Here is a 24,936-nt window from a genome sequence, read left to right as displayed (position 1 = left end):
CGGTGTGACCGGGCGGTCACGGCGAGCCTGGACGGTTCTGTCGGACCCCCGACCTACCCTCCGCGCCCATGCGGCTCCTGCACACCTCCGACTGGCACATCGGGCGGTCCCTCCACGGTGCGGACCTGTTTGGTGAGCAGGAGGCGGTGCTGTCCGGCCTGGCCCGCGTCGTGGCCGCGGAGGGGATCGACGCCGTCGTGGTGGCCGGTGACGTGTACGACCGGGCGGTGCCCTCGGCCGACGCGCAGGCCGTCCTCGACCGTGTGGTCGGCCGCCTGGTCGGCGCCGGGGCCACGGTCGTCCTCACCCCCGGGAACCACGACTCGGCGCGGCGGCTGGGCACCTTCTCCTCGCTGCTGACCAAGGCGGGGCTGCACGTGCGGGCGGAGACCGCGCGGCTGGACGAGCCGGTGCTGCTGACCGACGCGCACGGCGAGGTGGCGGTCTACGGGCTGCCCTACCTGGAGCCGGAGATCGCCCGCCACGAGCTCGGGGTGCCGGACGCCCGCAGCCACGAGACCGTGCTGCGCGCGGCCATGGACCGGGTGCGCGCCGACCTGTTCCTCCGGCCGGGTGTGCGCTCGGTGGTGATGGCGCACGCCTTCGTCGGCGGCGGCGTGGCCAGCGACAGCGAGCGCGACATCTGCGTCGGCGGGGTCGACGTGGTGCCGGCGTCGGTCTTCGACGGGGTCGACTACGTGGCGCTGGGTCACCTGCACCGCCCGCAGACGCTCACCGACCGGCTGCGCTACAGCGGCTCGCCGCTGGGGTACTCCTTCGGCGAGGCCGGGCAGGACAAGCAGGTGTGGCTGGTCGACCTCGACGCCGGCGGGCTGGCCGGGGTGCGGTCCGTGCCGTTGCCCGTGCCCCGCCCGCTGACCGTGCTCACCGGCCTGCTCGACGACCTGATCGCCGACCCCGCCCACACCGCAGCCGAGGAGGCCTGGGTGTCCGTGCGGCTCACCGACCCGGTCCGCCCGGCCGACCCGATGCGCGCGCTGCGCGGCCGGTTCGCGCACTGCGTCCACCTGGAGTGGATCGGTGGCAGCGGCGGCGGAGACGGCCGCAGCTACCAGGAGCGGCTGCGCGGCCGCGACGACCTCGACGTCGCCGGCGAGTTCGTCACCCACGTGCGCGGCGGCGTGGGGATCACCGCCGCCGAGCGCGACCTGCTGGCCCGGGCGCTCGGCGCAGCGGCCCGCGAGGAGCTCACCAGGTGAGGCTGCACACCCTCACGCTGACCGCCTTCGGCCCCTTCGCCGGCACCGAGACCGTCCGGGTCGACGACGTCGCCCGCGACGGGTTGTTCCTGCTGTGGGGCCCCACCGGCGCCGGCAAGACGACGCTGCTCGACGCGGTGGTGTTCGCCCTCTACGGCACGGTCCCGGGCGCCCGCGGCGAGGCCCGCCGGCTGCGGAGCGACCACGCCGACGCTGCCACCCGCACCGAGGTCTCCTGCGAGCTCACCCTCTCCGGCGAGCGGCTGCTGGTCGTCCGCCGTCCCGAGCAGACCCGGCCGAAGAAGCGCGGCGCGGGGGAGACCACCGAGCAGGCGAAGCTGACCGTCCAGCGCCGGACCGCCGAGGGGTGGGCGCCGGTGAGCACCCGCATCGACGAGGGCTCGGAGTACCTGCGGGTGCGCCTGGGACTGTCGGCCGAGCAGTTCTGCCAGGTGGTGCTGCTGCCGCAGGGGGACTTCGCCCGCTTCCTGCGCGCCGAGCCCGAGGACCGCGGGCGGCTGCTGCGCACGCTCTTCGACGTGGACCGCTTCGCCCGCGCCGAGGAGTGGCTGGCCGGCGAGCGGCGGGCCGCCGAGGAGGCGTTGCGGGCCGACCGGCACCGGGTCAGCACGCTGCTGCACCGCGTCGCCCAGATCGCCGACGTCGAGGTGCCCGAGGAGCTGGCCCCCGAGCTGGTCGGCGCCCGCCCCGGGGCCTCGGTCGGCACCTGGGTGCGCGAGGTCCGGGTCCGCGCGGCCGAGCGGCTGACCCGCGCCCGGGCCGATGCGGACGAGGCCGCCGCCGACACCGCGCGGGTCGACGCGGAGCTCACCGCCGCCCGGGCGCTGGCCGACCGGCACACCCGCCGCGACCGCGCCCGCGCCGACCTCGAGCGGCTCACCGCCCGCGAGCCCGAGCTGGCGCCGCTGCGGGCGCGCGCCGACGCCGGGCGCCGCGCCGAGGTCCTCCGCGACGTCCTGGAGGCCGCCGGTCGCGCGGCCCGGGCCGCCGAGCGCGCCGCCGCCGAGCGTGCGGCCGCCGAGGCGGCGTGGGCAGCCGTGTCCGGCGGCCGCCCGGCCGGTGCCGGGCCGGCCCGGGAGCTGCGCGACGCGGCCGCCGCGGCCCGCACCCTGCTGCCCGAGGCCGGCCGCGCCGCGGACCTGGCCGCCGAGGCCGGCCGCCTCGCCCGGGAGGCGGCGCGGCTCACCACCCGCGTCGCCGAGGGAGCCCGCGCCGTCGAGGAGGAGCCGGCCCGCGTCGCCGCGGCGCAGGAGAGGCTCGACGCCGCCCTGGCCGCCGAGGCCCGTCTGGCCGGTCTCACCGCCGCCGAGCAGGCCGCCCGCGCCGCGCTCCAGGCCGCCACCGGCGCTGCCGCGGTGACCGGCCGGCTCGACCGTGCCCGCGCCGCGGCCGACGCCGCCCGGCTGACCTGGCTGGAGGCGCGGGAGCGGCTGGTCGAGGTGCGCAGCGCCCGGCTCGAGGGGATGGCCGCCGAGCTCGCCGCCGGGCTCACCGAGGGCGCCGACTGCCCGGTGTGCGGGTCGGCCGAGCACCCGCGCCCGGCGGTGCCGGCCGGCGCCGCGGTCACCCCCGACGACGAGGAGCGCGCCCGCGCCGCCGTCGACGCCGCCGACGAGCGGCGCACCGCGGCCGGGCGGGCGGTCGAGGAGCTCGACCGGGAGCTCGCCGTGCTGCGCGCGCGGGCCGGCGACCTGCCCGACGCCGAGCTGACCGACCGCGCGGCCGCTGCCGCGGCCGAGCTCGGCCAGGTGGCGGCCGCCGCCCGGGGGGTCGGGCCCGCCCGCCGCGAGCTCGCCGCGGCCGTGCAGCGGCGCGACGCCGCCACCACCGCCCTGACCGCCGACCGGGAGAGGCTGCAGCGCGTCACCGCCGAGCACGCCGCCCGCACAGAGGCGCACGCGGAGCTGGCCGCGCGCCTCGACGCCGCCCGGGGCGGGGACCGCGACCTGCCGGCCCGCATCGCCCGGCTGACCGCCGAGGCAGGCCGCTGCGAGGCCGCGGTCGCCGCCGCCGACGAGGAGCGGCGCGCGCTGGGGGCCGCCGGCGAGGCCCGGGAGACCGCGGAGAAGCGGGCCGCCGAGGCGGGCTTCGCCGACGTCCTGGACGCGGCGGCTGCCCTGCTGGCGGACGGGGAGGTGGCGACGCTGGACCGGCGGCTGCGCGCGCACGACGAGGCCCGCGCCGTCCTGGTCGCCACCCTCGCCGACCCGCAGCTCGCCGACCTCGGCGAACGCCCCGACGTCGAGGCGTGGCAGCAGCGGTGCGCCGAACTGACCGGACGCCGCGAGGAGGCGGTGACCGCCCTCGACCAGGCCCGCCGTTGCGCGGGCGCGCTGGACGCGCTCGCCGGCGACGTCGTCTCCGCCGAGGTTGAGCTGTCCGAGCGCCGGGCCCGCGCCGAGCAGGTCTCCGGCCTGGCCGACCTGGTGGGTGGCCGCGGCGCCAACACCCTGCGGATGCGGCTGCAGTCCTTCGTGCTCGCCGCGCGGCTCGAGCAGGTGGCCGAGGTGGCCAGCCGGCGCCTGCAGGAGATGTCCCGCGGGCGCTACACGTTCCTGCACAGCGACGCGATGGGCCGCCACGGCGCCCGCGGCGGCCTGGGCCTCGACGTCCTCGACGAGTACACCGGCGTGCGGCGGCCGACCAAGACCCTGTCCGGCGGCGAGAGCTTCATGGCCTCGCTCGCCCTGGCCCTCGGGCTGGCCGACGTCGTCACCGCCGAGGCCGGCGGGGTGCAGATGGACACCCTCTTCGTCGACGAGGGCTTCGGCACCCTCGACGCCCAGGCGCTCGACGCGGTGATGGGCGTGCTCGACGAGCTGCGCCGCGGCGGGCGGACCGTCGGCGTGATCAGCCACCTCGAGGAGCTGCGCACCCGCATCCCCACCCGGCTGGAGGTCGTCACCGGGCGGTCGGGCTCACGCCTGGCCGGCTGACGCCCCGGGGTCGTCCGACCGGGCGGCGAACCGGGCCGCGACGGCTAAGGCGTGCCGGACAGCGTCCGGTCCACCCGCGGCTGCGGCATCGCCGGCGGGAAGACCACGGTCGAGGGCTCCGCGTCGGCGGTGTCGCGCTCACCGCGCCTGGATCTGCGCCGCTCGACGTGCACCGGCTCCCCGTGTGCCGCGTCGAGGCCGTGCACCGCGTCGAGGCCGTGCACCGCGTCGAGGCCGTGGTGGCTCCCGTACGGCCGGCGCTCGCGGGCCGACACGTGGAGGTCACCCGATGACGGACGCGCGGGGACCGGCCGGACGTCGGCCTCCCCGGCCCGGGTGTGCCGGACCGGGCCGGCGGCCACGGCGGGCGACGGGGCCTGGACGGCGGTCGCGGACGGGGTCACGGCTGGGGTCGCGGCCGTGGGCTCCGTGCTGCGCTCCAGCATCCGCAGCGTCGCCTTGCGCAGCCGCGGGCCGAACGGCTTCTCGACCAGGTGGTGGAGGGCGAACGCGGCGGCGAACGCGACGACGGTCGCCAGGGCGACGGCGCCCCACGGCCCGACACGGTCGCGTACCAGGTGGATCACCCACCAGCCGAGGTTCTCGTGCACGAGGTAGACGGGGTAGGTGAGCGCGCCGGCGAGGGTCATCCAGGCAGCGCTGTGACGGGCCACCGGGGTGAGCGTGACCAGGGCGACCAGGCCGAAGCAGGCGACGCAGATGACGGCGACGACGGCGACGGACGGTGCCCAGGGCGTGTCGATGCGGAGGACCTCGGGATAGAAGCGCGTGGCGAACTGGAGGGCGAAGGCCACCTGCAGGCCGACCAGCAGCCAGCTGCCGAGGTCGTGCCCGTCGCGGTAGATGAGGTACAGCAGCATGCCGCCGGCGAAGAAGGGCGCGTAGTCGGGCATGAGGAACGCCGTCGCCAAGCTGGACCCGGAACCCGCGGCCATGGCCCCGACGACCGGCCACAGGGCACAGAAGGCCAGCACCCGGTTGCGGGTGATGCCGACGAGCATGAACAGGGCGATGAGCAGGTAGAAGCGGGCCTCGTACCAGAGGGTCCAGTACGGGCCGTCGACGTCCGGCACGCCGAAGGCGCCCTGGAACATCGTGAGGTTGAGGACCGCACCGCCCTTGGTGATCTCGTGTCCCAGGAAGGCCGGGTTCTCCGGCCAGATGAACAGGACGAGCACGATGCTGAACGCGACGGCGACCCAGTAGGCGGGGAAGAGACGACCCACCCGGGAGGCGACGAAGCCCCGGACGTCCTTGCCCCAGGCGCTCATGAGCAGGACGAAGCCACTGATCACGAAGAACAGCGGGACACCCATCTGGCCGTAGGCGGCCCACCGGCCCACGCCCGCCAGCTCCTCGGGTGCCGGCCCACCCCACGCCGGGCTCTGCCGCGCGGTGTAGTGGAACGCGAGGACGCTGACCGCGGCGAACAGGCGGAGCGCGTCGAGCACGCCCAGTCGCCGTTCGGCGGAACGTGTGGTCGTGGCCCTGCGCATCGCGTGTCTCCCGTCCGGGCTGCGGCCCGGCCTCCCCATCGGCCGGATCGCGCGTCGCCCGTCGATCGACCTCCGGGCGGCTCGAAGGTAACGATCTCGACACTCGGCTCGAGGACGACACCCGCAGGCGGACGGCTCCGTCACGCCCTCGCTGCACAGCAGTCACAGCCGCCCCACGGGGCTGCCTGGCCCCGTGCGTCCCGGGGGTCTCCTGCGGCTGGGTCCGGCCGTCAGACCCCGGGGGTGGCCGGGTCGGCGGTGGCCATCCGGCGCCCGGCGCGGGCCCTCGGGAGCGCGGGCTCCGCAGCCGCCCCGGTCCCCGCCCTGGTCCCCGCCTCGGTCGCCGCCCCGACCCGGGCGGGGAAGACCCAGCGCCGGTAGGCGAACCAGCGGACCACCGTGCCGAGCGCGATGGAGCCGACGTTGGCCGCCTGCAGCACGAGCGCGTGCTCCTGGCCCAGCGGATGGCGCACGACCGCGACGACCGCCAGTCCGACGAGCAGCGTCAGCCCGTTGACCAGCACGAAGACGACGTACTCCCGGCGGTACCCGGTGCGCTCCCGGTGCGCGAACGACCAGAACCGGTGCCCGGCGTAGGCCGCGGTGGTGGACACCACCGTGGACACCAGCTTCGCCGTCACCGCGCCGGTGCCCGAGGCGTACAGCAGTTGGAACAGCCCGACGTCGATGGCGAAACACACCGCGCCGACCGCCCCGAAGGCGCTCAGCTCCTTGAGCAGGAGGTGCCACGTGCTCCCGGCGCGACGGCGGAGCGCCGGGACGAGGGCCATGAGCGCCGACTGTACGGGCCGGCGATCCCCGGGCACGCCGCCGCGCGGTTCGCCACCCTGCCGGTCGCCCGGGCGAGAATCGCGCTCATGCCTTCCCGTCCCCGCCGGTCCCGGTCGCAGTCCGCGCGGCGGCTCTGCGCGGTCGTGCTCCTGGTGCTGCTGTTCTCGGCCGCGTGCACGGCCGACCCGGACGTGCAGGCCGACGACACGGACCCCGGGAACGTCGTCCTCGTCGTGGTCGGCGACTCGCTGACCGCCGGTTTCGAGCCCCTGACCGACGGCGAGGTCCGGGGCGAGGGCTCGTGGGTGCCCGGGGCGCTCGGCGACCCGCTCGTGCTCGGCGGCGGCTGGGCGGTGCCGGGGGCCACCACGGGGGACATGCGCAGCGGCGTCACCCCGGTCGACGGCGACGTCCTCGTGGTGATGGCCGGGACCAACGACATCGCGCAGGGCATCGACTGGGAGGCCAGCCGCGACAACGTCCTGACGATCACGCGGACGATGCGGATCGGCGCCGTCGTCGTCTCGGCGATCCCGCCCTCCGCCAACCAGGCCGAGGTCGCCACCGCCTACAACGAGCGGCTGCGGCTGGTCGCCACCGAGCAGGGCTGGACCTTCGTCGACCCGTGGGAGACCGCCCGGGAGGGCGAGGGCTGGGTGCCCGGCGCGAGCGTCGACGGCACCCATCCCACCCAGGAGGTGGCCGACGAGGTGGGCCGCACCCTGCGGGCCGCCGTCCTCGCCCGGGCCGCCGGTGGATGAGGCGCACGGTGCGGCCACTAGCCTCGGCCGCGCCATGACACGTCCGGCTGCGCCATGACCTCCCTCGACCCGCGCACGGGCCTGCCCGTCGTCGCCATGGTGGGCGGCGGCCAGCTGGCCCGCATGACCCACCAGGCCGCGGTCGCCCTCGGCCAGTCGCTGCGGGTGCTGGCCACCGACCCCGGCGAGTCCGCCGCCCTCGTCGCCGCCGACGTGCGCATCGGCGACCACCGCGACCTCGACGCACTGCGCGCCGTGGCCGACGGCGCCACCGTGCTGACTTTCGACCACGAGCACGTGCCGACCGAGCACCTGCGCACCCTGGCCGGCGAGGGCGTCCGCGTCGCTCCCGGCCCCGACGCGCTCGTGCACGCCCAGGACAAGCTCGTCCTGCGCCGGGCGCTGGCCGCCGCGGGGGAGCCGCAGCCGGCCTGGGCCGAGGTGCAGACCCTGCAGGGCATCACCGACCTCGCGGACTCGGTGGGCTGGCCGGTGGTCGTGAAGACCCCGCGCGGCGGCTACGACGGCCGGGGCGTCTTCGTCGTCGAGGCGGCGGAGGAGGCGGCCGATCTGCTGGAGGCGCACGGCAGCCTGCTGGTGGAGGAGCGCGTGCCGCTGGTCCGCGAGCTGGCCGTGCTGGTGGCCCGCTCGCCGTTCGGGCAGGTCGCCGTCTGGCCGGTCGTGGAGACCGTGCAGCGCGACGGGATCAACACCGAGGTCCTCGCCCCGGCCCCCGGGCTCGACGAGGACACCGCCGGCGCCGCCCAGGAACTCGCCGTCCGGATCGCCGACCGGGTCGGCGTCGTCGGCGTCATGGCCGTCGAGCTCTTCCAGACGCCGGACGGCGTGCTGGTCAACGAGCTGGCCATGCGCCCGCACAACTCCGGGCACTGGACGATCGAGGGCGCCCGCACCAGCCAGTTCGAGCAGCACCTGCGCGCCGTCCTCGACTACCCGCTCGGCTCGACGGCGATGACCGCGCCGGTCGTCGTCATGGCCAACGTGCTCGGCGGCCGTGCCGCGGAGGCGGACTGGGACGGCCCGGGCATCGACGAGCGGGTCCACCACCTCATGGCGCACTGGCCCGACGTCAAGCTGCACTGGTACGGCAAGGGCCAGCGCCCCGGCCGCAAGCTCGGGCACGTGACGGCGCTGGGGGAGGACCTCGCCGAGGTGCGCGCCCGCGCCGTCGCCGCGGCCCGCTACCTCGCCGACGGTGAGATCGACCCCGCGTTCGCCTTCTCCGAGGAGCACTGAGGTGACCGAGCCACTCGTCGGCATCGTCATGGGCAGCGACTCGGACTGGCCGACGATGGAGCCGGCCGCGCAGGCCCTCGCGGAGTTCGGCGTCCCGTCCGAGGTGCACGTCCTGTCGGCGCACCGCACGCCGCAGCGGATGCTCGACTACGCCACGGCGGCCGCCGGGCGCGGGCTGCGGGTGCTCGTCGCCGGCGCCGGGGGAGCGGCGCACCTGCCGGGCATGCTCGCCGCGGCCACCCCGCTGCCGGTGATCGGCGTCCCCCGCCCGCTGGACCGGCTCGACGGCCTCGACAGCCTGCTGTCGATCGTGCAGATGCCCGCCGGCGTGCCGGTGGCCACGGTGTCGATCGGCGGCGGCCGCAACGCCGGCCTGCTGGCGGTGCGCATCCTGGCCGCGTCCGACGACGCGCTGCGGGCCGCGGTCGAGCGGTTCCAGGCCGACCTCGCCGACTCCGTGGTCGCCCGCGACGCCGCCCTGCGCGCCCGACTGGCCGGTGACCGGAGCGACACACCCGGAACTGCTGGGACGTCCTAGCATCTACTCGTGAGTACGAGCGGGCTGTACCAGCTGACCGAGGAGCACGACGCGATCCGGGCCGCGGTCCGCGACATCGCCGAGCGGGAGATCGCGCCGTACGCGGCCGAGGTCGACGCCGAGTCGCGGTTCCCGGTCGAGGCGCACAAGGCGCTGACGGCGGCCGGCTTCCACGCCACGCACGTCCCGGAGGGCTACGGCGGTGAGGGTGCCGACGCGATCGCCACCTGCATCGTCATCGAGGAGGTCGCCCGGGTCGACGTCGCGGCGTCGCTCATCCCGGCGGTGAACAAGCTGGGCTCGATGCCGGTCATCCTGTCGGCGTCGGAGGACCTGAAGCAGAAGGTGCTCCCGTCGATCGCCGAGGGCCGGGCGATGATCAGCTACGGCCTCTCCGAGCGGGAGGCCGGCTCGGACGCCGCGGCCATGAAGACCCGCGCCCGGCTCGAGGGCGACACCTGGGTGCTCAACGGCACCAAGGCCTGGATCACCAACTCCGGCGTCTCCGAGTGGTACACGGTCATGGCCGTCACCGACCCGGAGAAGCGGGCCAACGGCATCTCCGCCTTCGTCGTCCACCGCGACGACCCGGGCTTCGCCGTCGGCCCCAAGGAGCGGAAGATGGGGATCAAGGGCTCGCCCACCTGCGAGCTCTACTTCACCGACTGCACCATCCCGGCCGACCGGATCATCGGCGAGCCCGGTACCGGCTTCAAGACCGCGCTGCGGACGCTGGACTTCACCCGCCCGACCATCGGCGCGCAGGCCGTGGGCGTCGCGCAGGGCGCGCTGGACGCCGCGGTCGAGTACACCCGCGAGCGCAAGCAGTTCGGCAAGGCGGTCAGCGACTTCCAGGGCGTGCAGTTCATGCTCGCCGACATGGCCATGCAGATCGAGGCCGCGCGGCACCTGGTCTACGTCGCCGCCGCCCGTGGCGAGGTGGGCCGTTCCGGCGGCAAGGTGGATCCCGACCTGGGCCGGCTGTGCGCCGCCGCCAAGGCCTTCGCCTCCGACGTCGCCATGAAGGTCACCACCGACGCCGTCCAGCTCTTCGGGGGCGCCGGCTACACGCAGGACTTCCCGGTCGAGCGCATGATGCGCGACGCCAAGATCACCCAGATCTACGAGGGCACCAACCAGGTCCAGCGCATGGTGATCGCCCGCTCGCTGCTGCGCTGAGCCGCCCGGAGGACCCGGGCCCGGTGCCGGACGCGCGCCGGGCCGGGTCCTCCCCGGGTTGCTAGCGTCGGGGCATGTCCGGCAGCACCGACGCACCGTCACCCCAGCCCCACGCGGAGTCGCCGGCCGCGCCGCTGCGGATCTTCGCCGCCACCAGCTACGGCCCGCACACCGCGCTGACCGGCGGCCGGCTCCGGCGCGACAACCTGCTGCAGGCGCTCGCCGCCCGCGGCCACTCCGTCGACCGGCTCGACGTCCCCGGCGCGCCGGGCATCGCCTCGGCCGCCAACGCCGGGCGGCTGTCGCTCACCGCGGCCTTCCGCGAGCGGGCACGGGCGGCCGACGTCGTCCTGCTCGGCGACGTGTTCGTCCTGCCGATGATGCCGGTGCTGGCCCGCACCGGGCGCCCGGTCCTGGTGGAGCTCGTCGACAGCCCGTACCGGCTGGTCGGGGCCGCGCCGAAGCGCACGCCCGCCGAGCGCGCCTCCGCGCTGTTCCAGGCCGCCCAGCTGGTGCCGGTCATGCAGGTCCTGCTGCCGATGGCCGACGCCGTCACCTACATCTCCGACGAGGACGGCGAGGTCGACCGGGCGCACGTCAAGCGCCTGCCGCCGGACAGCGTGGTGCCCAACGGCATCGAGTCCAGCCTGCTCGACCTCCCGCTGACCACGCCTCCGGACGAGGGCTACCTGGCCTGGCTGGCCGACTGGCGCTACCCGCCCAACCGCGAGTCCTACGAGTGGTTCGTCGAGGAGGTCGCGGTGCACCTGCCCGACGACGTCCTCGCCCGCGTGCGCACCTTCGGCGCCGGCGACCCAAGCACCATCCGCGGCACCGGCGACGCCTGCTGGGACCGGGTGCGCACCCTCGTCCAGCACGCCGGGTTCGTCGACTCGCTCGCCCAGGTCTACGAGGAGGCCCGGGCCACCGTCGCCCCGGTCGTGCGCGGCGCCGGCGTCAACAACAAGGTCCTCGAGCCGCTGGCCGCCGGGCGCGGCGTCCTCACCACCGCCATCGGCAGCCGCGGTCTGCCGCCGGAGATCCGGGCGCACCTGCGCATCGCCTCGACCGGCGCGGAGTTCGCCGCACAGGTCGAGGACCTGCTGCGGTCCCCGGGCTCGGCCGCCGAGGCGCAGCAGGCCCGCGCCGCCGTCCAGGCGCTGAGCTGGGACGCCGCGGCGGTGATGATGGAGGAGGCGCTGCGCCGGGTGGTCGCCGCCTCCGGCTCGCGGTCGGCCGGCTGAGCGCTCAGCCGAGCAGGCGGGAGACCGCCGACAGGCGCGAGTCGCCGGCCATCGAGGCCAGCCACGCCGACCAGCCGGGCCGCGCGCGCACCGCCTCGAGCGCCTCGCGCGCGGCGGTCCGGTCGCCGCGCCGGGAGGCGGCCAGGGCGGCGTAGAGGTCGCGCGCGCCCTCGGGGGCGAACAGGGCGAGGGTCTCGTAGTCGCGCTCGTCGTAGGCGCGCTGCAGGTTGCGCAGCATCCGCAGCTGGGCGACCGGGTCCCCGGAGTCGTCGACGCGCAGGTCCGTCCGCACGCCGTCGTCCTCCTCGGTGGCCGGCTCGCCGCTGACCACGAGCAGTGCCGCGGACTGCCGTCCCCGCAGGTCACCGCCGGTGTCCTGGCCCACGGTCAGGGCGGCCAGCAGCCGGTCGGCCAGGTCGCCCCGGGCGGCCTCGTAGGCCTGCGCCATCGCCGGCAGCACCTCCGGCGAGGTGAGCATGTTGCCCTGCACGCTCCAGCCCTCGCCCAGCAGGTGACCGCTGACCGGGAACGAGCCCGGCCCGGTGTCCGCGGCGACCGCGCCGGCCGCGTCGAGCACCGCGATCTGCCGGTCCTGGTCCTCGGCGGCGTGCGCGGCCCGGCGCACCAGCACCGCCGGCGCCGTTCCCTCGGCCAGCCCGGAGAGCAGCACGTGCCCGGAGCCCCGCGGGCTGCGGGCCTGCACCGCGACGACGCCGACGCCCGGCCGGGCGCTGGGTACGGCCCGGCCGACGGCGAGGATGCAGGAGGAGACCGCGATGCCCATCTCCCCGGTGTCCGGGTCGCGGGCGACGACCGAGAACGTCACCGGCAGGGGGCCGCGGCGCTCAGACCGTCGCCGGGAGGGCCATCGTCGGGACGTCGCCGGGCACCGCCAGGGGAGCGCCGGTCTTCTCGACGACCTCGTCGGCGGTGACGCCGGGCGCGACCTCGCGCAGCACGAACCCCTCCGGCGTCACGTCGACGACGGCGAGGTCGGTGATGACGCGGTCGACGCAGCCCTTGCCGGTCAGGGGCAGCGAGCACTCGTCGACCAGCTTCGGCGTCCCGTCGCGGGCCACGTGCTCCATCATGATCACCACGCGCCGGGCGCCGTGGACGAGGTCCATCGCCCCGCCCATGCCGTTGACCATCTTCCCGGGGATCAGCCAGTTGGCGAGGTCGCCGCGGGGGTTGACCTGCATCGCGCCGAGGATGGCCAGGTCCAGGTGCTTGCCGCGGATCATGCCGAAGCTCATCGCGGAGTCGAAGAAGCTGGCACCCGGCAGGACCGTCACGGTCTCCTTGCCGGCGTTGATCAGGTCGGGGTCCTCGTCGCCCTCGAACGGGTACGGGCCGACGCCGAGGACGCCGTTCTCCGAGTGCAGGACGACGTGCACGCCGTCGGGCACGTGGTTGGGCACCAGCGTGGGCATGCCGATGCCGAGGTTGACGTAGGCGCCGTCCTCGAGCTCCTGGGCGACGCGGGCGGCGAGCTGGTCGCGGGTGAGGGTCACCGGTTCTCCTCCGTGGCTTCCTCTCCGCCGGCGGCCAGCGGAGCTGCCGACGCGCGGGGGCGGGTGGTGCGCCGCTCGATCTTCTTGCCCTCGGTGCCGACGACGACCACCCGGTCGACGAAGACCCCGGGCAGGTGCACGTGCTCGGGGCGGATCTCGCCGGGCTCGACGAGCTCCTCGACCTCGGCGATCGTGACCCGCCCGGCCATGCCGGCCAGCGGGTTGAAGTTCATGGCCGACTCGTGGAAGACCAGGTTTCCGTGCCGGTCCCCGACCGCGGCGCGGACCAGTCCGAAGTCGGCGGTCAGCGCGGTCTCCAGCACGTACTCCTGGCCGTCGAAGAGCCGGGTCTCCTTCGGCGCGCTGGTCTCGACGACGTTGCCGTCGGCGTCGTAGCGCACCGGGATCCCGCCGTCGGCGACCATCGTGCCCACGCCGGTGGGCGTGAAGAACGCGGGGATGCCGGCCCCGCCGGCACGCAGCCGCTCGGCCAGCGTGCCCTGCGGGGTCAGCTCGACCTCCAGCTCACCGGAGAGGTACAGCCGCGCGAGCTCCTTGTTCCCGCCCACGAACGAGCTGATCGTGCGGCGGATCCGGCCGGCGTAGAGCAGCACGCCCAGCGCCTGGTCGTCGACCCCGCAGTTGTTCGAGATCGTCGTCAGCCCGCTGGTGCCCTGCTCCAGCAGCGCGTCGATCAGTGCGATCGGCACGCCGCACAGCCCGAACCCGCCGACGGCGAGCACCGCGCCGTCGCCGACGTCGGACACCGCCTCGCGAGCGCTCGCCACGACCTTGTCCATCAGGCGACACCGTCCATCAGTCGACCACCGTCTCCTCCGGCGCGGCGGCGCACGTCCTCAGGCAGGACGGCCCAGCTCGCGGAAGCCCTCGATCCGGACGCCGAGCGTAGCGGTGACCCGTTCGGCCGCCGCCCGGCCGCCCAGGGCGGCGGGGTCGGCGTTGCGGCACAGCACGATCGAGGCGCCGGCGGCCAGCGGCGCGAGCAGCCAGGCGACCGGCCCGGCCTCGACGGCGGTCGTGTCGTCGACGAGCAGCCGGTCGCCGTCGGTGACGCCCAGCCGCCCGGCCAGCTCGGTGGCCGCGGCGACCAGCCCGCCGAGGGTGAGCTCGACGCCGCCGGCGAGAAGGCCGGGCGCGGCCGGGTCCGGCGGCACGTAGGGGGAGAAGACGTCGCCGTGCGCGCGCACCTCGAGGGCGAAGTCGCGGGCCGGGCCCGCGTACCCGGTCATGCCCAGGCCCAGCGGGTGCAGCGAGAGGCCCAGCAGGTCGGGCAGGTCCTGCTCCTCCAGCGGCGCGAGCCGGTCCTGGGCGGCCAGGACGACGTCGGCGGCGTCGAGGCGGCCGTCGTCCTCGGCGGCGGTGTCGAGGACGGTCGCGCCGCAGCTCCACACGCCGAGCAGGACCGCGGCCGTCTGCCAGTGCACCGGCAGCGCGAGCGCCACGGTGCTGCCCGGGCCGACGTCGAACTCGTCCTGCAGCAGGTTCGCCGTCTTGGCCACCCAGTTGGCCAGGGTGGTGCCCGAGAGCTCCACCCGCTCGCCGGTCGCGTCGTCGTAGGCGGTGACCAGCGGCGTGGCGGCGTCGCGCCGCAAGGCGGCCGCGAGCAGGTCCGGCGGGGTCCTCGGCGCGGGGCTCATGCCCTCACCCTCCCAGGCCTCCCGGCGTGTGCCGGGGGAGGCCTGGGAGGGCGGGGTCCTCGCTCAGTTGATGCAGCTGGTGTCGGCTGCGGTCCGGGGCTCCTCGACGGGAGCGGCGCTCTCACCGGTGTCGACGGGCGCCGAGGTGGGCTGCCCGATGCCGTTGAAGTCCTCACCCAGGACCAGCTGGACGGTCCCCGCGGTGGCGTCGTCGGCCTCCTCGGAGACGGCGCCGGGGATCTGCGCGGCCAGGGTGGCGGCCGGCGCCTCGTCGCCCGCGGCGTACCGGATCGTCGTCTGCGAGTAGTCGTTGCTGTCGGCGTTGCCGGTGCTGGTCACGGTGAAGCCCGCGGCCTCCAGCTCGTCGGCGGCCTCGGCGGCCAGGCCGGAGATGCCCGAGCCGTTGTAGACCGCGACCGACACCTCCGACGGTGCCACCGTCGCCGGCGGAGCCGGGGCCTCCGAGGCGGGCGCCTCGGGCTCGGCGGACAGCTCGGCGAAGAAGTCTCGCAGCGTGTCCTCGTCGGCCAGCCGCAGGATCGAGCGGCCCTCCTCGTCGCGGTCGTCGCCGACGATGGGGATGGTCTGGAACTCGATGTTGCCGGCGGTCACCGACTGCATCTGCTGGGCCAGGTCGAGCAGGTCGAGGTCCTGGTCGATGGTGAGCGACTCCGAGGCCGCCTGGATCAGCTGCCGCTGCTTGCCGAGGTCGAGCAGCACGTCCTCCGACAGCATCTTGCGCAGCACGCCGCCGATGAAGACCTGCTGGCGCACGATGCGGTCCAGGTCGCCGCGGGGGAGGGCGGCGCTGCCGTCGGGGCGGACGCCGTGGCGCTGGCGGACGAACTTCAGCGCGTCGGCGCCGGCGATGGTCTGCTGCCCGGCGGGGAACACCGCGCCGGAGTACTCGGAGTCGTCGACCGCGTAGCAGAGGTTGACGTCGACACCGCCGACGACGCTGGTCAGGTTGAAGAACCCGAGCAGGTCGACCTCGGCGTAGTGGTCGATCCGCAGGCCGGTGAGCTGGCTGAGCGTCTGGATCAGCAGCTGCGCGCCGCCGGCCTGCTTGGCGGCCTCGGACGCGGCGTCGTCGACCGCGCCGTAGCCGTAGGCGTAGGCGGCGTTGAGCTTGTCCATGCCGTGGCCGGGGATCTCCACGTAGGAGTCGCGCGGGAACGAGACGAACGAGGCGCGCGACCCGTCGGCGGGGACGTGCACCAGGATCATCGTGTCGGTGTTGATCCCGGAGTCGGTGCCGGCGTTGAGCTCGGCGAGCTGCTCGGGGGTGAGGTCGGCGCGGCTGTCGTTGCCGACCAGCAGCAGGTTCATCGCCTCGGGGGCGTCCCCGGCGTCGGAGTTGCCGGCGGTCGGGATGGCGTCGGTGCGGTTGACCGTCGCCTCCGCGACCCGCCCGAGGTACCAGCCCCAGCCGCTGGCGCCCAGCAGGACCACCGACAGGACGGCGGCGATGCCGCGGGCGACGACGGCGGCGCGGCCGGTGCGGCGGCGCGGCCCGGCGGTCGCGCGGTCGGCCCGGGGCGCGGCGTCGTCGCCGGCGGAGCCCGGGGCGCGGCCACGGGAGGGACGGCCGGCGCGCGGGTCGAGCCGCGCCGGGATCGGACGCCCCGGGGCTCCACCGTGCTCGTTGCGGTCTCGGCTCACGGGACCGAGGTTAGGGGCGAGCGGTGCGGCCGAGGGGCCCGCGACACGGGGGAACGCTCCGTCCCGCCGTCGCGGGTGTCCGTCTGGCACCGGCCGCCCGTCTGGTCGCGCACGACCGCACCCGCCACACCGGTCACTCCGGTCGCGGCGGGGGAGGGTGCGGCAGGAGCGGCGCCGGACCCGTGGACAGGCCCTGTGACCGACCGGTCCGCCACGCCCGCGGCTGGTGCGTCCGGTGGGACTGGTGTGACGGATCCGCAGGGACGATCCCGTGTCGGAGCCTCAAGGGACGGGGCCCCGCGGCCGATCCTCTCGGGGGAGAGCCGGACGCCTGAGGGGTGTCCGCGTCCCGGTAACCCGGAGGACCAGTCCCTTGCGCCGTCTCGCCGTGGGCTCGCTCGCGTTCGTCGCGTCCCTCGCGACCATCACCGTGCTGCCCGTCTACGCCTCACCCTCGCCCGAGGCCGTGCCGGTCGAGACCGACTCGGTGGAGGTGGACCTGGGCTCGGTCGAGGACCCGGCGCCCGCCGCCGACGTCCAGGAGGGCACCACCGACCCGGTCGCCGGCGTCCCGGACACCGCTCCGGTCCTCACCGTGACGGAGACCGACGTCACCTCCTTCTCCCTGGTCGGTGTCACCTGGGCCTTCGACCCCGCGGTCACCGACGTGCTGGTGCAGGTGCGCGTCCAGGACGGCGACGGCGCCTGGGGCGGCTGGACCGAGGTCGCCATCGAGGACGCGGAGCAGGAGTCCGGCGCCGACGTCGACACCGAGGTCCGGGGCGGCACGGCGCCGCTGTGGACCGGGCCGAGCACGGGCGTGGAGGCCGAGCTGGTCACCCGCTCGGGCGCCGCGCCCACCGACGTCCAGCTCACCCTGATCGACCCGGGCACGAGCGACGCCGACACGAACCTCGGCGACCCCGAGATCCAGGACACCGCGGACGCCGCCCTGGCGATGCCGGCCATCTACTCCCGCGCGCAGTGGGGCGCCGACGAGCGCCTGCGCACCTGGGACCCCGAGTACGCGCCGACGATCCGGGCGGCGACGCTGCACCACACGGCCGAGACGAACGACTACACGGCCGCCGTCGTGCCGGAGTACCTGCGGGGCATGTACCGCTACCACGCGGTGACCCGCGGCTGGGGCGACATCGGCTACAACGTCATCGTCGACAAGTTCGGCCGGCTCTGGGAGGGCCGCTCGGGCGGCCTGGCGAGCACGGTCGTCGGTGCGCACGCCGGGGGCTTCAACACCGGCACCTTCGGCGTCTCGATCATGGGCAACTACGACACCACCGGCGTCCCGCAGGCAGCCATCGAGGCGGTCGTCCAGGTCATCGCGTGGAAGTTCTCGCTCTACAACGTCAACCCCTACGGCACCACGGTGATGACCTCGGGCGGTGGCAGCACGGCGCGCTACGCCGCCGGCACGCGGGTCACCCTGCCGACGGTCTTCGGGCACCGGGACAGTGGCCTGACCGCCTGCCCGGGCCGGTACGGCTACGCCCGGCTGCCGGAGATCCGCGACCGGGTCGCCTGGGTGCTGGCCAACTCCCTCACCCCGCAGATCACCCAGCGCTACGACTCCGACGCCGGGCTGCGCGCCCTGCTCGGCGCCAAGACCGCCTACGAGCAGGAGGCCGCCGGCGTCACCTGGCAGCCGTACCAGGGCGGGGCGCTGTTCTTCTCGCCGGCCACCGGCGTGAAGCTGGTGCGCGGCGGCGTGCTCGCGGCGTACCAGCGCGCCGGCGGTCCGGCCGTGCTCGGCGCCCCGACGGCGGAGGAGCGGGCGCTGCCCGACGGCCGCGGTGTCGTGGCGGAGTTCCAGTACGGGGCCGTCTACTGGACGCCGACCACCGACGGCCAGGTCGTCAAGGGCGCCATCCGCACCTACTGGAACTCCCTCGGCGGCCCGACCGGCTCGCTCGGCTACCCGGTCGCCTCCGAGGCCCTGGCCCGCGACGGCGTCGGTGCGCTCACGGCGTTCGAGGGCGGCACCGTGATGTGGTCGCCGGCCACCGGCCCCGTCGTCGTCCGGGGCGGCATCCGCGGCAGCTACGAGGCGTCCGGTCGGGAGACCGGGCCGCTCGGCTACCCGACGACGGGGGAGGAGGCCCTCCCCGGCGGCGCGGGCGTCGTCCAGCACTTCCAGCGGGGCGACCTCTACTGGACGGCGGCCAGGTACGGCGCGCTGCTCTACGGCGGGATCCGCACGACCTGGACCGCCCTGGGTGGCGGCACCGGCCCGCTCGGCTACCCGGCCGGCAACGAGACCGGCACCGCCGACGGCGTGGGCCGGGTGCAGGAGTTCGCGTCCGGCGCCGTCTACTGGTCACCGTGGACCGGCGCGTTCCCCGTCCGGGGCGGCGTGCGGGCGGCCTGGGCGGCCGAGGGTGCCGAGGCCGGACCGGCCGGCTACCCCACCACCGCGGAGCAGCCCGCCGGTGACGGCCGGGGTGCGGTGCAGCAGTTCGAGCGCGGCTCGATCCACTGGTCGGCGACGACCGGCGCGCGGCTGGTGCGCGGCGCCGTGCGCACCCTCTACCTGGCCTCGGGCGGACCGACCGGGCCGCTCGGCTACCCGACGCGGGGGGAGACCGACACGGCCGTGCGCGGCGGGCGGGTCCAGCAGTTCGAGAAGGGCGCCATCTACTGGTCGGCCGCCACGGGCGCCCGCATCGTGCGGGGCGACATCGGCACCGCGTTCGACGCGGCCGGTGGCGTGACCGGCGTCCTGGGCCTGCCCACCGCCGAGGCGACCGCCACCGGGCCCGGCGGCACCGGGCGGGTGCAGACCTTCCAGGGCGGCTCGATCTACTGGACCGCCACCGACGGCGCCGAGGTCGTCCGCGGCGCGATCGGGACCGTCTACACGGCCTCGGGCGCTGCCGGCGGCCCGCTGGGTTTCCCGACCTCGGGCGAGCGGAGCACCGCCGACGGCAGCGGTGCGGTGCAGAGCTTCGAGAACGGCGAGATCTACTGGTCGGCCGCGACCGGCGCGCACGTCCTGCGCGGCGACATCGCCGCCGCCCACCGGGCGGCCGGCGGCGTGACCGGCGTCCTGGGCCTGCCCACGTCGGAGGCGACCGCCACCGGCGCCGGCGGCACCGGGCGGGTGCAGACCTTCCAGGGCGGCTCGATCCACTGGACCGCCACCGACGGGGCCCACGTCGTCCGGGGTGGCATCGGCGCGGCGTACCTGGCCGCGGGTGGGGCCGGAGGCCGGCTCGGCTTCCCGACCGGCGCCGAGACGGCGACCTCCGGCGGGGCGGAGCAGCGGTTCCAGGGCGGCACGATCACCTGGACGGCGGGCACCGGCCGGACGGCGGTCACCTACCGATGAGCGCTCCGCGCCCCCTCGCGCGCCGGACGGCGTGGGCCGTCTCCGCCGCCCTGCTCGTCGGCCCGCTGGCGTCCTGCTCGGGCTTCCTCGGCACGGAGGCGGGCGCCGGCACGACCGCGGCGTCGTCGAGCGCCACCTCGACCTCGGCCTCGGCGACGGGGGCGACGGAGACGGCGTCGTCGCCGAGTCCGTCCTCGACCGACCGGCCGGAGCCGACCGACGTCGCCACCGACCCGCCCCGCGGCGGCTCGGACCCGGGCTCGTCCGACCTCTACGTCGTGGTGTCCTACGCCGGACTCGAGCCGGCCGGCAGCGCCGTCGAGGTGGCCGGGTTCGTCCCGGGCCTCGTCGAGGACGGGGGGCGGTGCGTGCTGGTGCTCGGCCGCGCCGGGCAGGACGACGTCAGCGTCGAGGGCGACGCCGTTGCGGACGTGCAGACGACGTCCTGCGGCCTGCTCTCCGTGCCGGTCGGGCAGCTGAGCCCGGGCACGCGGACCGCCCGGCTGGACTACCGGTCCGACGACTCGTCCGCGTCCAGTGACGACGTGGAGGTCGTGGTCCCGTGAGGCAGCCGCGTACTCGTGTCCGCCTGGTCACCCTGGCGGGCCTGCTCGCGCTGGTGGCCCTCCTGCTCGCCGGGTCGCTGCCCGGTGACGACGACCGCCTCGACGAGGCGGCCGACCTGTCGCAGTTCCGCGCCGGCGACATCATCAGCGACGCGATCTTCTTCGACGGCTGGTCGATGCCGACCTGGGACGTGCAGCGCTTCCTCGACCTGAAGGGCGCTTCCTGCCGGACGGGCTCCGACGGCAGCCCGTGCCTCCGGGTCTACCGCCAGGACACGCCTGACAGGGCCGCTGACGCGCACTGCGCCTTCTACGACGGCCAGCCGCAGGAGACGGCGGCGGCGATCATCTCCAAGGTCGGCCAGGCCTGTGGCATCAACCCGCGCGTGCTGCTGGTGACGCTGCAGAAGGAGCAGTCGCTCGTCACCACCTCCGGCGGCGACAACCTGTACGCCCGCCGCTACCGCGAGGCGATGGGCTTCGCCTGTCCCGACACCGCGCCCTGCAACCCCGCCTACAACGGCTTCTTCAACCAGGTCTACAGCGCCGCCCACCGGTTCAAGGAGTACGCGGCCAAGCCGATCAACTACTTCCCGGGCCGCTGGAACACGATCCTCTACAACCCGAACAGGGCCTGCGGCAGCTCGTCGGTGTTCATCTACAACCAGGCTACGGCCGGTCTGTACACGTACACGCCCTACCAGCCGAACGCGGCGGCGCTGCGGGCCGGCTACGGCACCGGCGACGGCTGCTCGGCCTACGGCAACCGCAACTTCTTCAGCTACTACACCGACTGGTTCGGCTCGACGCACGAGCCGGGCGCCGCGGCGATCTCCGACTCCTACTACCGCACCGGGCCCGACGTCCTGGGCGCGCCCAGCATCCCGGTGCAGTGCGGCCTGGCCGGCGGGGGTTGCTACCAGATCTTCGCCCGCGGGGCGATCTACTGGACGCCGGCCACCGGCGCGCACCCGCTCCGGGGCGCGATCTACGACTCGTGGGCCGCGCGGGGCCGCGAGAACGGACCGCTCGGCTACCCGATCAGCGCCGAGGCGGCCACGGGCGACGGCGCCGGGGCGTACCAGCTGTTCCAGGGCGGCGGGGTCTACTGGACCGCCGGCACCGGTGCCCTGCCGGTGCGCGGCGGGATCCGGGCGGCGTGGGACCGCGAGGGCCGCGACAACGGCGCCCTCGGGTTCCCGACCAGCGACGAGAAGCCGGTCGGCGACGGCGTCGGGACCCTCCAGGAGTTCCAGGGCGGGACCGTCTACTACACCGACGCGACGGGCGCCGCGCCCGTCCGCGGGGCGATCAGGGCCGTCTGGGGCTCCGGTGGCGGCGTGACGGGGCCGCTGCGCTACCCGACGACCCCCGAGGTCGTGGCCTCGGACCGGTCGGGGGTCGTGCAGCGGTTCCAGGGCGGCGTGATGGCCTACTCGGACGGCACCGGCGCGCAGCCGGTCCGGGGCGCCGTGCTGGCGACGTGGGAGCGCGTCGGCGGGGCCACCGGCGTCCTCGGCTACCCGGCCGGCGCCGAGGCGGCCGGTCCGGTCGCCGGCGGCGTGGTGCAGGCCTTCCAGCGCGGCACCGTCCACTGGAGCGGGACGACGGGCGGGCACCCGGTGACCGGCCGGCTCGCGACGGTCTGGGGCGAGCGCGGGGGAGCGGCGGGCCCGCTGGGCCTCCCCGTCTCCGACGCCCGCACCCTCGCAGGCGGCGCCGGCACCGCACAGGACTTCCAGAACGGCTCGCTGTACGCGCTGACCTCCGGCACCGTGCAGGTCGACGGCCCGGTGCTCGCCCGGTACCAGGCCCTCGGCGCCGAGGCCGGCGCGCTCGGACTCCCCGTCGGGGAGGAGACCACCGAGGGCGCCGCGCAGGTCCAGAGGTTCCAGCGCGGTCTCGTGTTCTGGACCGCGGACGGTGGTTCCCGCGTCGTGCGGGGCGGCCTGTACACGGGGTGGCTGGCCGACGGCGGGCTGACCGGTCCGCTGGGTGCACCCGTCGCGGACGAGGCCGCCGCCGGTGCCGGCGCGTCGCAGCGGTTCACCGGCGGCAGCGTCCACTGGTCGGCGGCCACGGGCCCGCAGGCGGTGCTCGGCGACCTCGCCCGGGCCTACGAGACCTCCGGTGGTCCGGCCGGTCCGCTCGGGTTCCCGGCGGCGGCCGAGACGACGTCGGGGTCGGCGAGGGTGCAGCGCTTCCAGTCCGGCGGCATCTGGTGGACCTCCGCGGGCGGCGCGCACGCGGTGCGCGGCGGCATCGCCACGGGCTGGGACGCGGCGGGTGGGCTGACCGGTCCGCTGGGCGCCCCGGTCGGTGACGAGACCGCGGCCGGTCGCGGCGCGGTGCAGCGGTTCACGGGCGGCACGGTCTACTGGTCGGCGGCCACGGGCCCGCAGTCGGTCCGCGGGGAACTGCTGCAGGCCTACGAGGCCACCGGCGGGCCCGGCGGTCCGCTCGGGTTCCCGGCGGCGGCGGAGACGACGTCGGGGTCGGCGAGGGTGCAGCGGTTCCAGATCGGCGGGATCTGGTGGACCTCCGCCGGTGGCGCGCACCCGGTGCGCGGCGCGATCGGCGCGGCCTGGGAGGCCGGCGGCGGGCTCACCGGCCCGCTCGGTGCGCCGCTGGGCGACGAGACCGCGACCGGCGCCGGTGCGTCCCAGCGGTTCACGGGCGGCACCGTCTACTGGTCGGCCGCGACCGGCCCCCAGTCGGTGCGCGGGGACGTCGGCCGGGCCTACGTCGAGGCCGGTGGTCCCGGCGGTCCGCTGGGCTTCCCCGTGGGTGCGGAGTCGGCGTCGGGACCGGGCAGGGTGCAGCGGTTCCAGTCCGGCGGCATCTGGTGGACCTCCGCCGGTGGCGCGCACCCGGTGCGCGGCGCGATCGGCGCGGCCTGGGAGGCCGGCGGTGGGCTCACCGGCCCGCTCGGCGCGCCGCTGGGCACCGAGGTCCCGGCCGCGACCGGGGCCGCGCAGCGCTTCGCCGACGGCACCGTCTACTGGTCGGCGGCCACGGGATCGCTGCGCACCACCGACGCCATCCTGGCCGCCCACGTCCAGCGCGGCGGCGCGGCCGGTGAGCTCGGCGACCCGCTGGGCGACGTCTACGGCTGGGGCGGCGGCAAGCGCGTCGACTTCGCCCGCGGCTGGATCGTCGAACGCAACGGCGTCGCCGAGGTGACCGTCGGCTGACCGCGCAGCACGGCGGGGGCCCTCGCGCCGGGGTTACAGTGCGAGGGCTCTCCGACGCGCGTCGTGACCCGTCCGGGAGGGCGTGGCGCGGGCGGTCGTGTCCCCGGCCCGAACCGGTCGTCCCGCGGGACGACGAAGCCCCCGGAGAGGAAGGGCGCGACATGCCGTGCCGTCAGTCGTGAGCGGCTCCCCCGTCGACACCGGGACCCCGGACACCACCCCCGGCCGGCGCGGCCTGCTCGGGAGCCTGCTGGCCTCCCCGGCTGCCCGCTCCGGTCTGCTGCTCCTGGTCTGCTCGGTGGCCGGGCACCTCGGCAACTACATGTACTACGTCCTCGCCGCCCGGGCGCTCACACCCGCGGAGTTCGCCGAGGTCAGTGCCATGACCGGCCTGGCGACGATCGCGCTCATGCCGGCCACCGGCGTGCAGGCGGCGATGGCCCGCGAGATCGCCGCGCTCACCGCCCGCGGCCTGCCCGACGAGGCGCAGGGCCTCATCCGGTTCGTCACCCGCCGCATGGCCCTCGTGCAGGCGGGCCTGTTCGTCGTCCTGCTGGCCGCGGCGCCGGCGGCGGTCGCGATCCTCGACCTGGGCTCCGTCGGCGTCTGGCTGACCGGCGCGCTGTGGATCGTGCTCGGCCTCGGCCTGCAGGTGAGCCAGGGCATCCACCAGGGCCGCGAGCACTTCGGCCGGGTCGGCGCCATCCTGGCCGGCCCCCTCGGCATCCTGCGCGCCGTCCTGCTCGTCCCGCTGGCCGCCGTCGCCGGCGTCGTCGGCGCGCTCGGCGCGCTCGTGCTGGCCACGGTGGTCGGCCTGGTCATGGCGCTCGGGCGCACCGGCGGCCGGTCCGTGGCGCGGACGCAGCGGGTCGCGCTGAACGTCCGGCCCGCGCTCGTGGCGCTCGCGGCGTTCGCCTCGCTGACCAACCTGGACCTGCTCGTCGCCAAGGTGACGCTCGAGCCGACGGAGGCCGGCCTGTACGCCTCGGCGGCGCTGCTGGGCAAGATCGCGCTCTACGGGCCGTCGGCGCTGGCGCTCATGCTGCTGCCCAAGGTCGCGGCCCGGCTCGAGGCCGGCCTGAGCGTGCGCAGCCCCGCGCTGCTCACCATGGCGGCCACCCTGGCCACCGGTGGCGCCGTCGTGCTGGCCATCGTGCTCGCGCCGGCGTCCCTGGTGGTCGGCGTCTTCGGCGAGGCGTACGCCGACGCCTACGCGCTGGCCGGCCCGCTGGCCGGCGTCATGACCCTGCTCGCGCTGGTCTACGTGCACATCATGGTCACCCTGGCGCGCGGCGACCGGCGGCTCATCGGCATCGTCGCCGTCGCCGCGGTGGTGCAGGCGGTCGGGCTGCTGGTGTTCGGCGACACCCCGGTCCGGATGGTCGTGGTCAGCGCCGTCGTCGCCGTCGGCGTGCTGGTCGCGCACGAGGCGAGCTCGCGCTACGGCCTTGTCCGCCTCTGCCTCGGCGAGCCCGGACCGGCAGCCCGCCCCCCCGCCTCCTGAGCCCGGCCCACGACGACAGTGGGCCGG

General features: G+C 76.0%; 18 protein-coding genes. 11 read left to right on the top strand and 7 right to left on the bottom strand.

The features are described 5' to 3' along the window. Positions 1-68 precede the first annotated feature (68 nt). The gene (locus tag BM414_RS03555; RefSeq protein ID WP_093578064.1) at positions 69-1,220 is read left to right on the top strand and encodes an exonuclease SbcCD subunit D; all 1,152 of its coding nucleotides are present in this window, start codon (positions 69-71) and stop codon (positions 1,218-1,220) included. Then, positions 1,217-4,177 carry an AAA family ATPase gene (locus tag BM414_RS03550; RefSeq protein ID WP_093578063.1) on the top strand — a complete coding sequence of 987 codons (2,961 nt, stop codon included), beginning with the start codon at positions 1,217-1,219 and terminating at the stop codon, positions 4,175-4,177. The genes BM414_RS03555 and BM414_RS03550 overlap by 4 nt, the downstream gene beginning before the upstream one ends. Before the next feature lie 44 nt (positions 4,178-4,221). Here BM414_RS03550 and BM414_RS03545 read toward each other — a convergent pair whose 3' ends face one another. Beyond that, entirely contained in the window at positions 4,222-5,694 is a 1,473-nt protein-coding gene (locus tag BM414_RS03545; protein WP_175551406.1) for an acyltransferase family protein, read from the bottom strand. 230 nt (positions 5,695-5,924) lie between these two features. Next, complete coding sequence (locus BM414_RS03540; RefSeq protein ID WP_093578061.1) at positions 5,925-6,485, bottom strand: GtrA family protein; 561 nt, start codon at positions 6,483-6,485, stop codon at positions 5,925-5,927. An 87-nt stretch (positions 6,486-6,572) separates the two neighbouring features. On the opposite strand from BM414_RS03540, the gene BM414_RS03535 reads away from it, so the two are divergent. The 5 genes from BM414_RS03535 (at position 6,573) to BM414_RS03515 (ending at position 11,465) form a co-directional block, all read left to right on the top strand. Continuing rightward, positions 6,573-7,247, top strand: coding sequence for an SGNH/GDSL hydrolase family protein (locus BM414_RS03535; RefSeq protein WP_093578060.1), 675 nt, complete (start codon positions 6,573-6,575; stop codon positions 7,245-7,247). A 54-nt stretch (positions 7,248-7,301) separates the two neighbouring features. Next, positions 7,302-8,504, top strand: coding sequence for a 5-(carboxyamino)imidazole ribonucleotide synthase (locus BM414_RS03530; protein WP_093578059.1), 1,203 nt, complete (start codon positions 7,302-7,304; stop codon positions 8,502-8,504). Position 8,505: 1 nt separating this feature from the next. After that, positions 8,506-9,042 (top strand): 5-(carboxyamino)imidazole ribonucleotide mutase, encoded by a 537-nt coding sequence (purE, locus tag BM414_RS03525; RefSeq protein WP_425432345.1) that lies wholly within the window; start codon positions 8,506-8,508, stop codon positions 9,040-9,042. 9 nt (positions 9,043-9,051) lie between these two features. Further along, positions 9,052-10,221, top strand: a complete 1,170-nt coding sequence (locus BM414_RS03520) for an acyl-CoA dehydrogenase family protein (RefSeq protein ID WP_093578058.1) — start codon at positions 9,052-9,054, stop codon at positions 10,219-10,221. Between the two features lie 74 nt (positions 10,222-10,295). Then, positions 10,296-11,465, top strand: coding sequence for a glycosyltransferase (locus tag BM414_RS03515; RefSeq protein ID WP_093578057.1), 1,170 nt, complete (start codon positions 10,296-10,298; stop codon positions 11,463-11,465). A 4-nt stretch (positions 11,466-11,469) separates the two neighbouring features. Here the strand turns inward: BM414_RS03515 and BM414_RS03510 are convergent, their stop codons facing one another. The 5 genes from BM414_RS03510 to BM414_RS03490 form a co-directional block, all read right to left on the bottom strand. Beyond that, entirely contained in the window at positions 11,470-12,291 is an 822-nt protein-coding gene (locus BM414_RS03510; protein WP_093578056.1) for a DUF1028 domain-containing protein, read from the bottom strand. Between the two features lie 19 nt (positions 12,292-12,310). Further along, positions 12,311-12,979: a CoA transferase subunit B gene (locus tag BM414_RS03505; RefSeq protein WP_093578055.1), complete on the bottom strand. Its 669-nt coding sequence runs from the start codon at positions 12,977-12,979 to the stop codon at positions 12,311-12,313. Next, complete coding sequence (locus BM414_RS03500; RefSeq protein WP_093578054.1) at positions 12,976-13,779, bottom strand: CoA transferase subunit A; 804 nt, start codon at positions 13,777-13,779, stop codon at positions 12,976-12,978. The genes BM414_RS03505 and BM414_RS03500 overlap by 4 nt, the downstream gene beginning before the upstream one ends. 57 nt (positions 13,780-13,836) lie before the next feature. After that, complete coding sequence (locus BM414_RS03495; RefSeq protein ID WP_093578053.1) at positions 13,837-14,637, bottom strand: TIGR03089 family protein; 801 nt, start codon at positions 14,635-14,637, stop codon at positions 13,837-13,839. Between the two features lie 63 nt (positions 14,638-14,700). Further along, a complete protein-coding gene (locus BM414_RS03490; RefSeq protein ID WP_093578052.1) occupies positions 14,701-16,299 on the bottom strand; it encodes an LCP family protein in 1,599 nt (532 codons plus the stop codon). 373 nt (positions 16,300-16,672) lie between these two features. Here BM414_RS03490 and BM414_RS31270 point away from each other — a divergent pair, with 373 nt between their 5' ends. The 4 genes from BM414_RS31270 (at position 16,673) to BM414_RS03470 (ending at position 24,909) form a co-directional block, all read left to right on the top strand. Then, positions 16,673-19,645, top strand: a complete 2,973-nt coding sequence (locus BM414_RS31270; RefSeq protein ID WP_093578051.1) for an N-acetylmuramoyl-L-alanine amidase — start codon at positions 16,673-16,675, stop codon at positions 19,643-19,645. Continuing rightward, positions 19,642-20,211: a hypothetical protein gene (locus tag BM414_RS03480; protein ID WP_093578050.1), complete on the top strand. Its 570-nt coding sequence runs from the start codon at positions 19,642-19,644 to the stop codon at positions 20,209-20,211. Before BM414_RS31270 ends, BM414_RS03480 begins: the two co-directional genes overlap by 4 nt. After that, the gene (locus BM414_RS03475; protein WP_093578049.1) at positions 20,208-23,405 is read left to right on the top strand and encodes an LGFP repeat-containing protein; all 3,198 of its coding nucleotides are present in this window, start codon (positions 20,208-20,210) and stop codon (positions 23,403-23,405) included. The genes BM414_RS03480 and BM414_RS03475 overlap by 4 nt, the downstream gene beginning before the upstream one ends. Before the next feature lie 178 nt (positions 23,406-23,583). Continuing rightward, the gene (locus BM414_RS03470) at positions 23,584-24,909 is read left to right on the top strand and encodes a lipopolysaccharide biosynthesis protein (RefSeq protein ID WP_093578048.1); all 1,326 of its coding nucleotides are present in this window, start codon (positions 23,584-23,586) and stop codon (positions 24,907-24,909) included. Positions 24,910-24,936 lie beyond the last annotated feature (27 nt).

The organism is Geodermatophilus amargosae (assembly GCF_900116515.1).
GTDB classification, from domain to species: Bacteria; Actinomycetota; Actinomycetes; order Mycobacteriales; family Geodermatophilaceae; genus Geodermatophilus; species Geodermatophilus amargosae.
Note: the sequence above shows the minus strand (reverse complement) of the source record. Positions and strands in the feature narration are given on the sequence as shown.

Bases quoted from the DNA above. Each gene is read 5' to 3' on its own strand.
- BM414_RS03480 (WP_093578050.1), top strand. From the start codon at position 19,642: ATGAGCGCTCCGCGCCCCCTCGCGCGCCGGACGGCGTGGGCCGTCTCC.
- BM414_RS03555 (WP_093578064.1), top strand. From the start codon at position 69: ATGCGGCTCCTGCACACCTCCGACTGGCACATCGGGCGGTCCCTCCAC.
- BM414_RS03495 (WP_093578053.1), bottom strand. From the start codon at position 14,637: ATGAGCCCCGCGCCGAGGACCCCGCCGGACCTGCTCGCGGCCGCCTTG.
- BM414_RS03545 (WP_175551406.1), bottom strand. From the start codon at position 5,694: ATGCGCAGGGCCACGACCACACGTTCCGCCGAACGGCGACTGGGCGTG.
- BM414_RS03535 (WP_093578060.1), top strand. From the start codon at position 6,573: ATGCCTTCCCGTCCCCGCCGGTCCCGGTCGCAGTCCGCGCGGCGGCTC.
- BM414_RS03515 (WP_093578057.1), top strand. From the start codon at position 10,296: ATGTCCGGCAGCACCGACGCACCGTCACCCCAGCCCCACGCGGAGTCG.
- BM414_RS03500 (WP_093578054.1), bottom strand. From the start codon at position 13,779: ATGGACAAGGTCGTGGCGAGCGCTCGCGAGGCGGTGTCCGACGTCGGC.
- BM414_RS03530 (WP_093578059.1), top strand. From the start codon at position 7,302: ATGACCTCCCTCGACCCGCGCACGGGCCTGCCCGTCGTCGCCATGGTG.
- BM414_RS03540 (WP_093578061.1), bottom strand. From the start codon at position 6,485: ATGGCCCTCGTCCCGGCGCTCCGCCGTCGCGCCGGGAGCACGTGGCAC.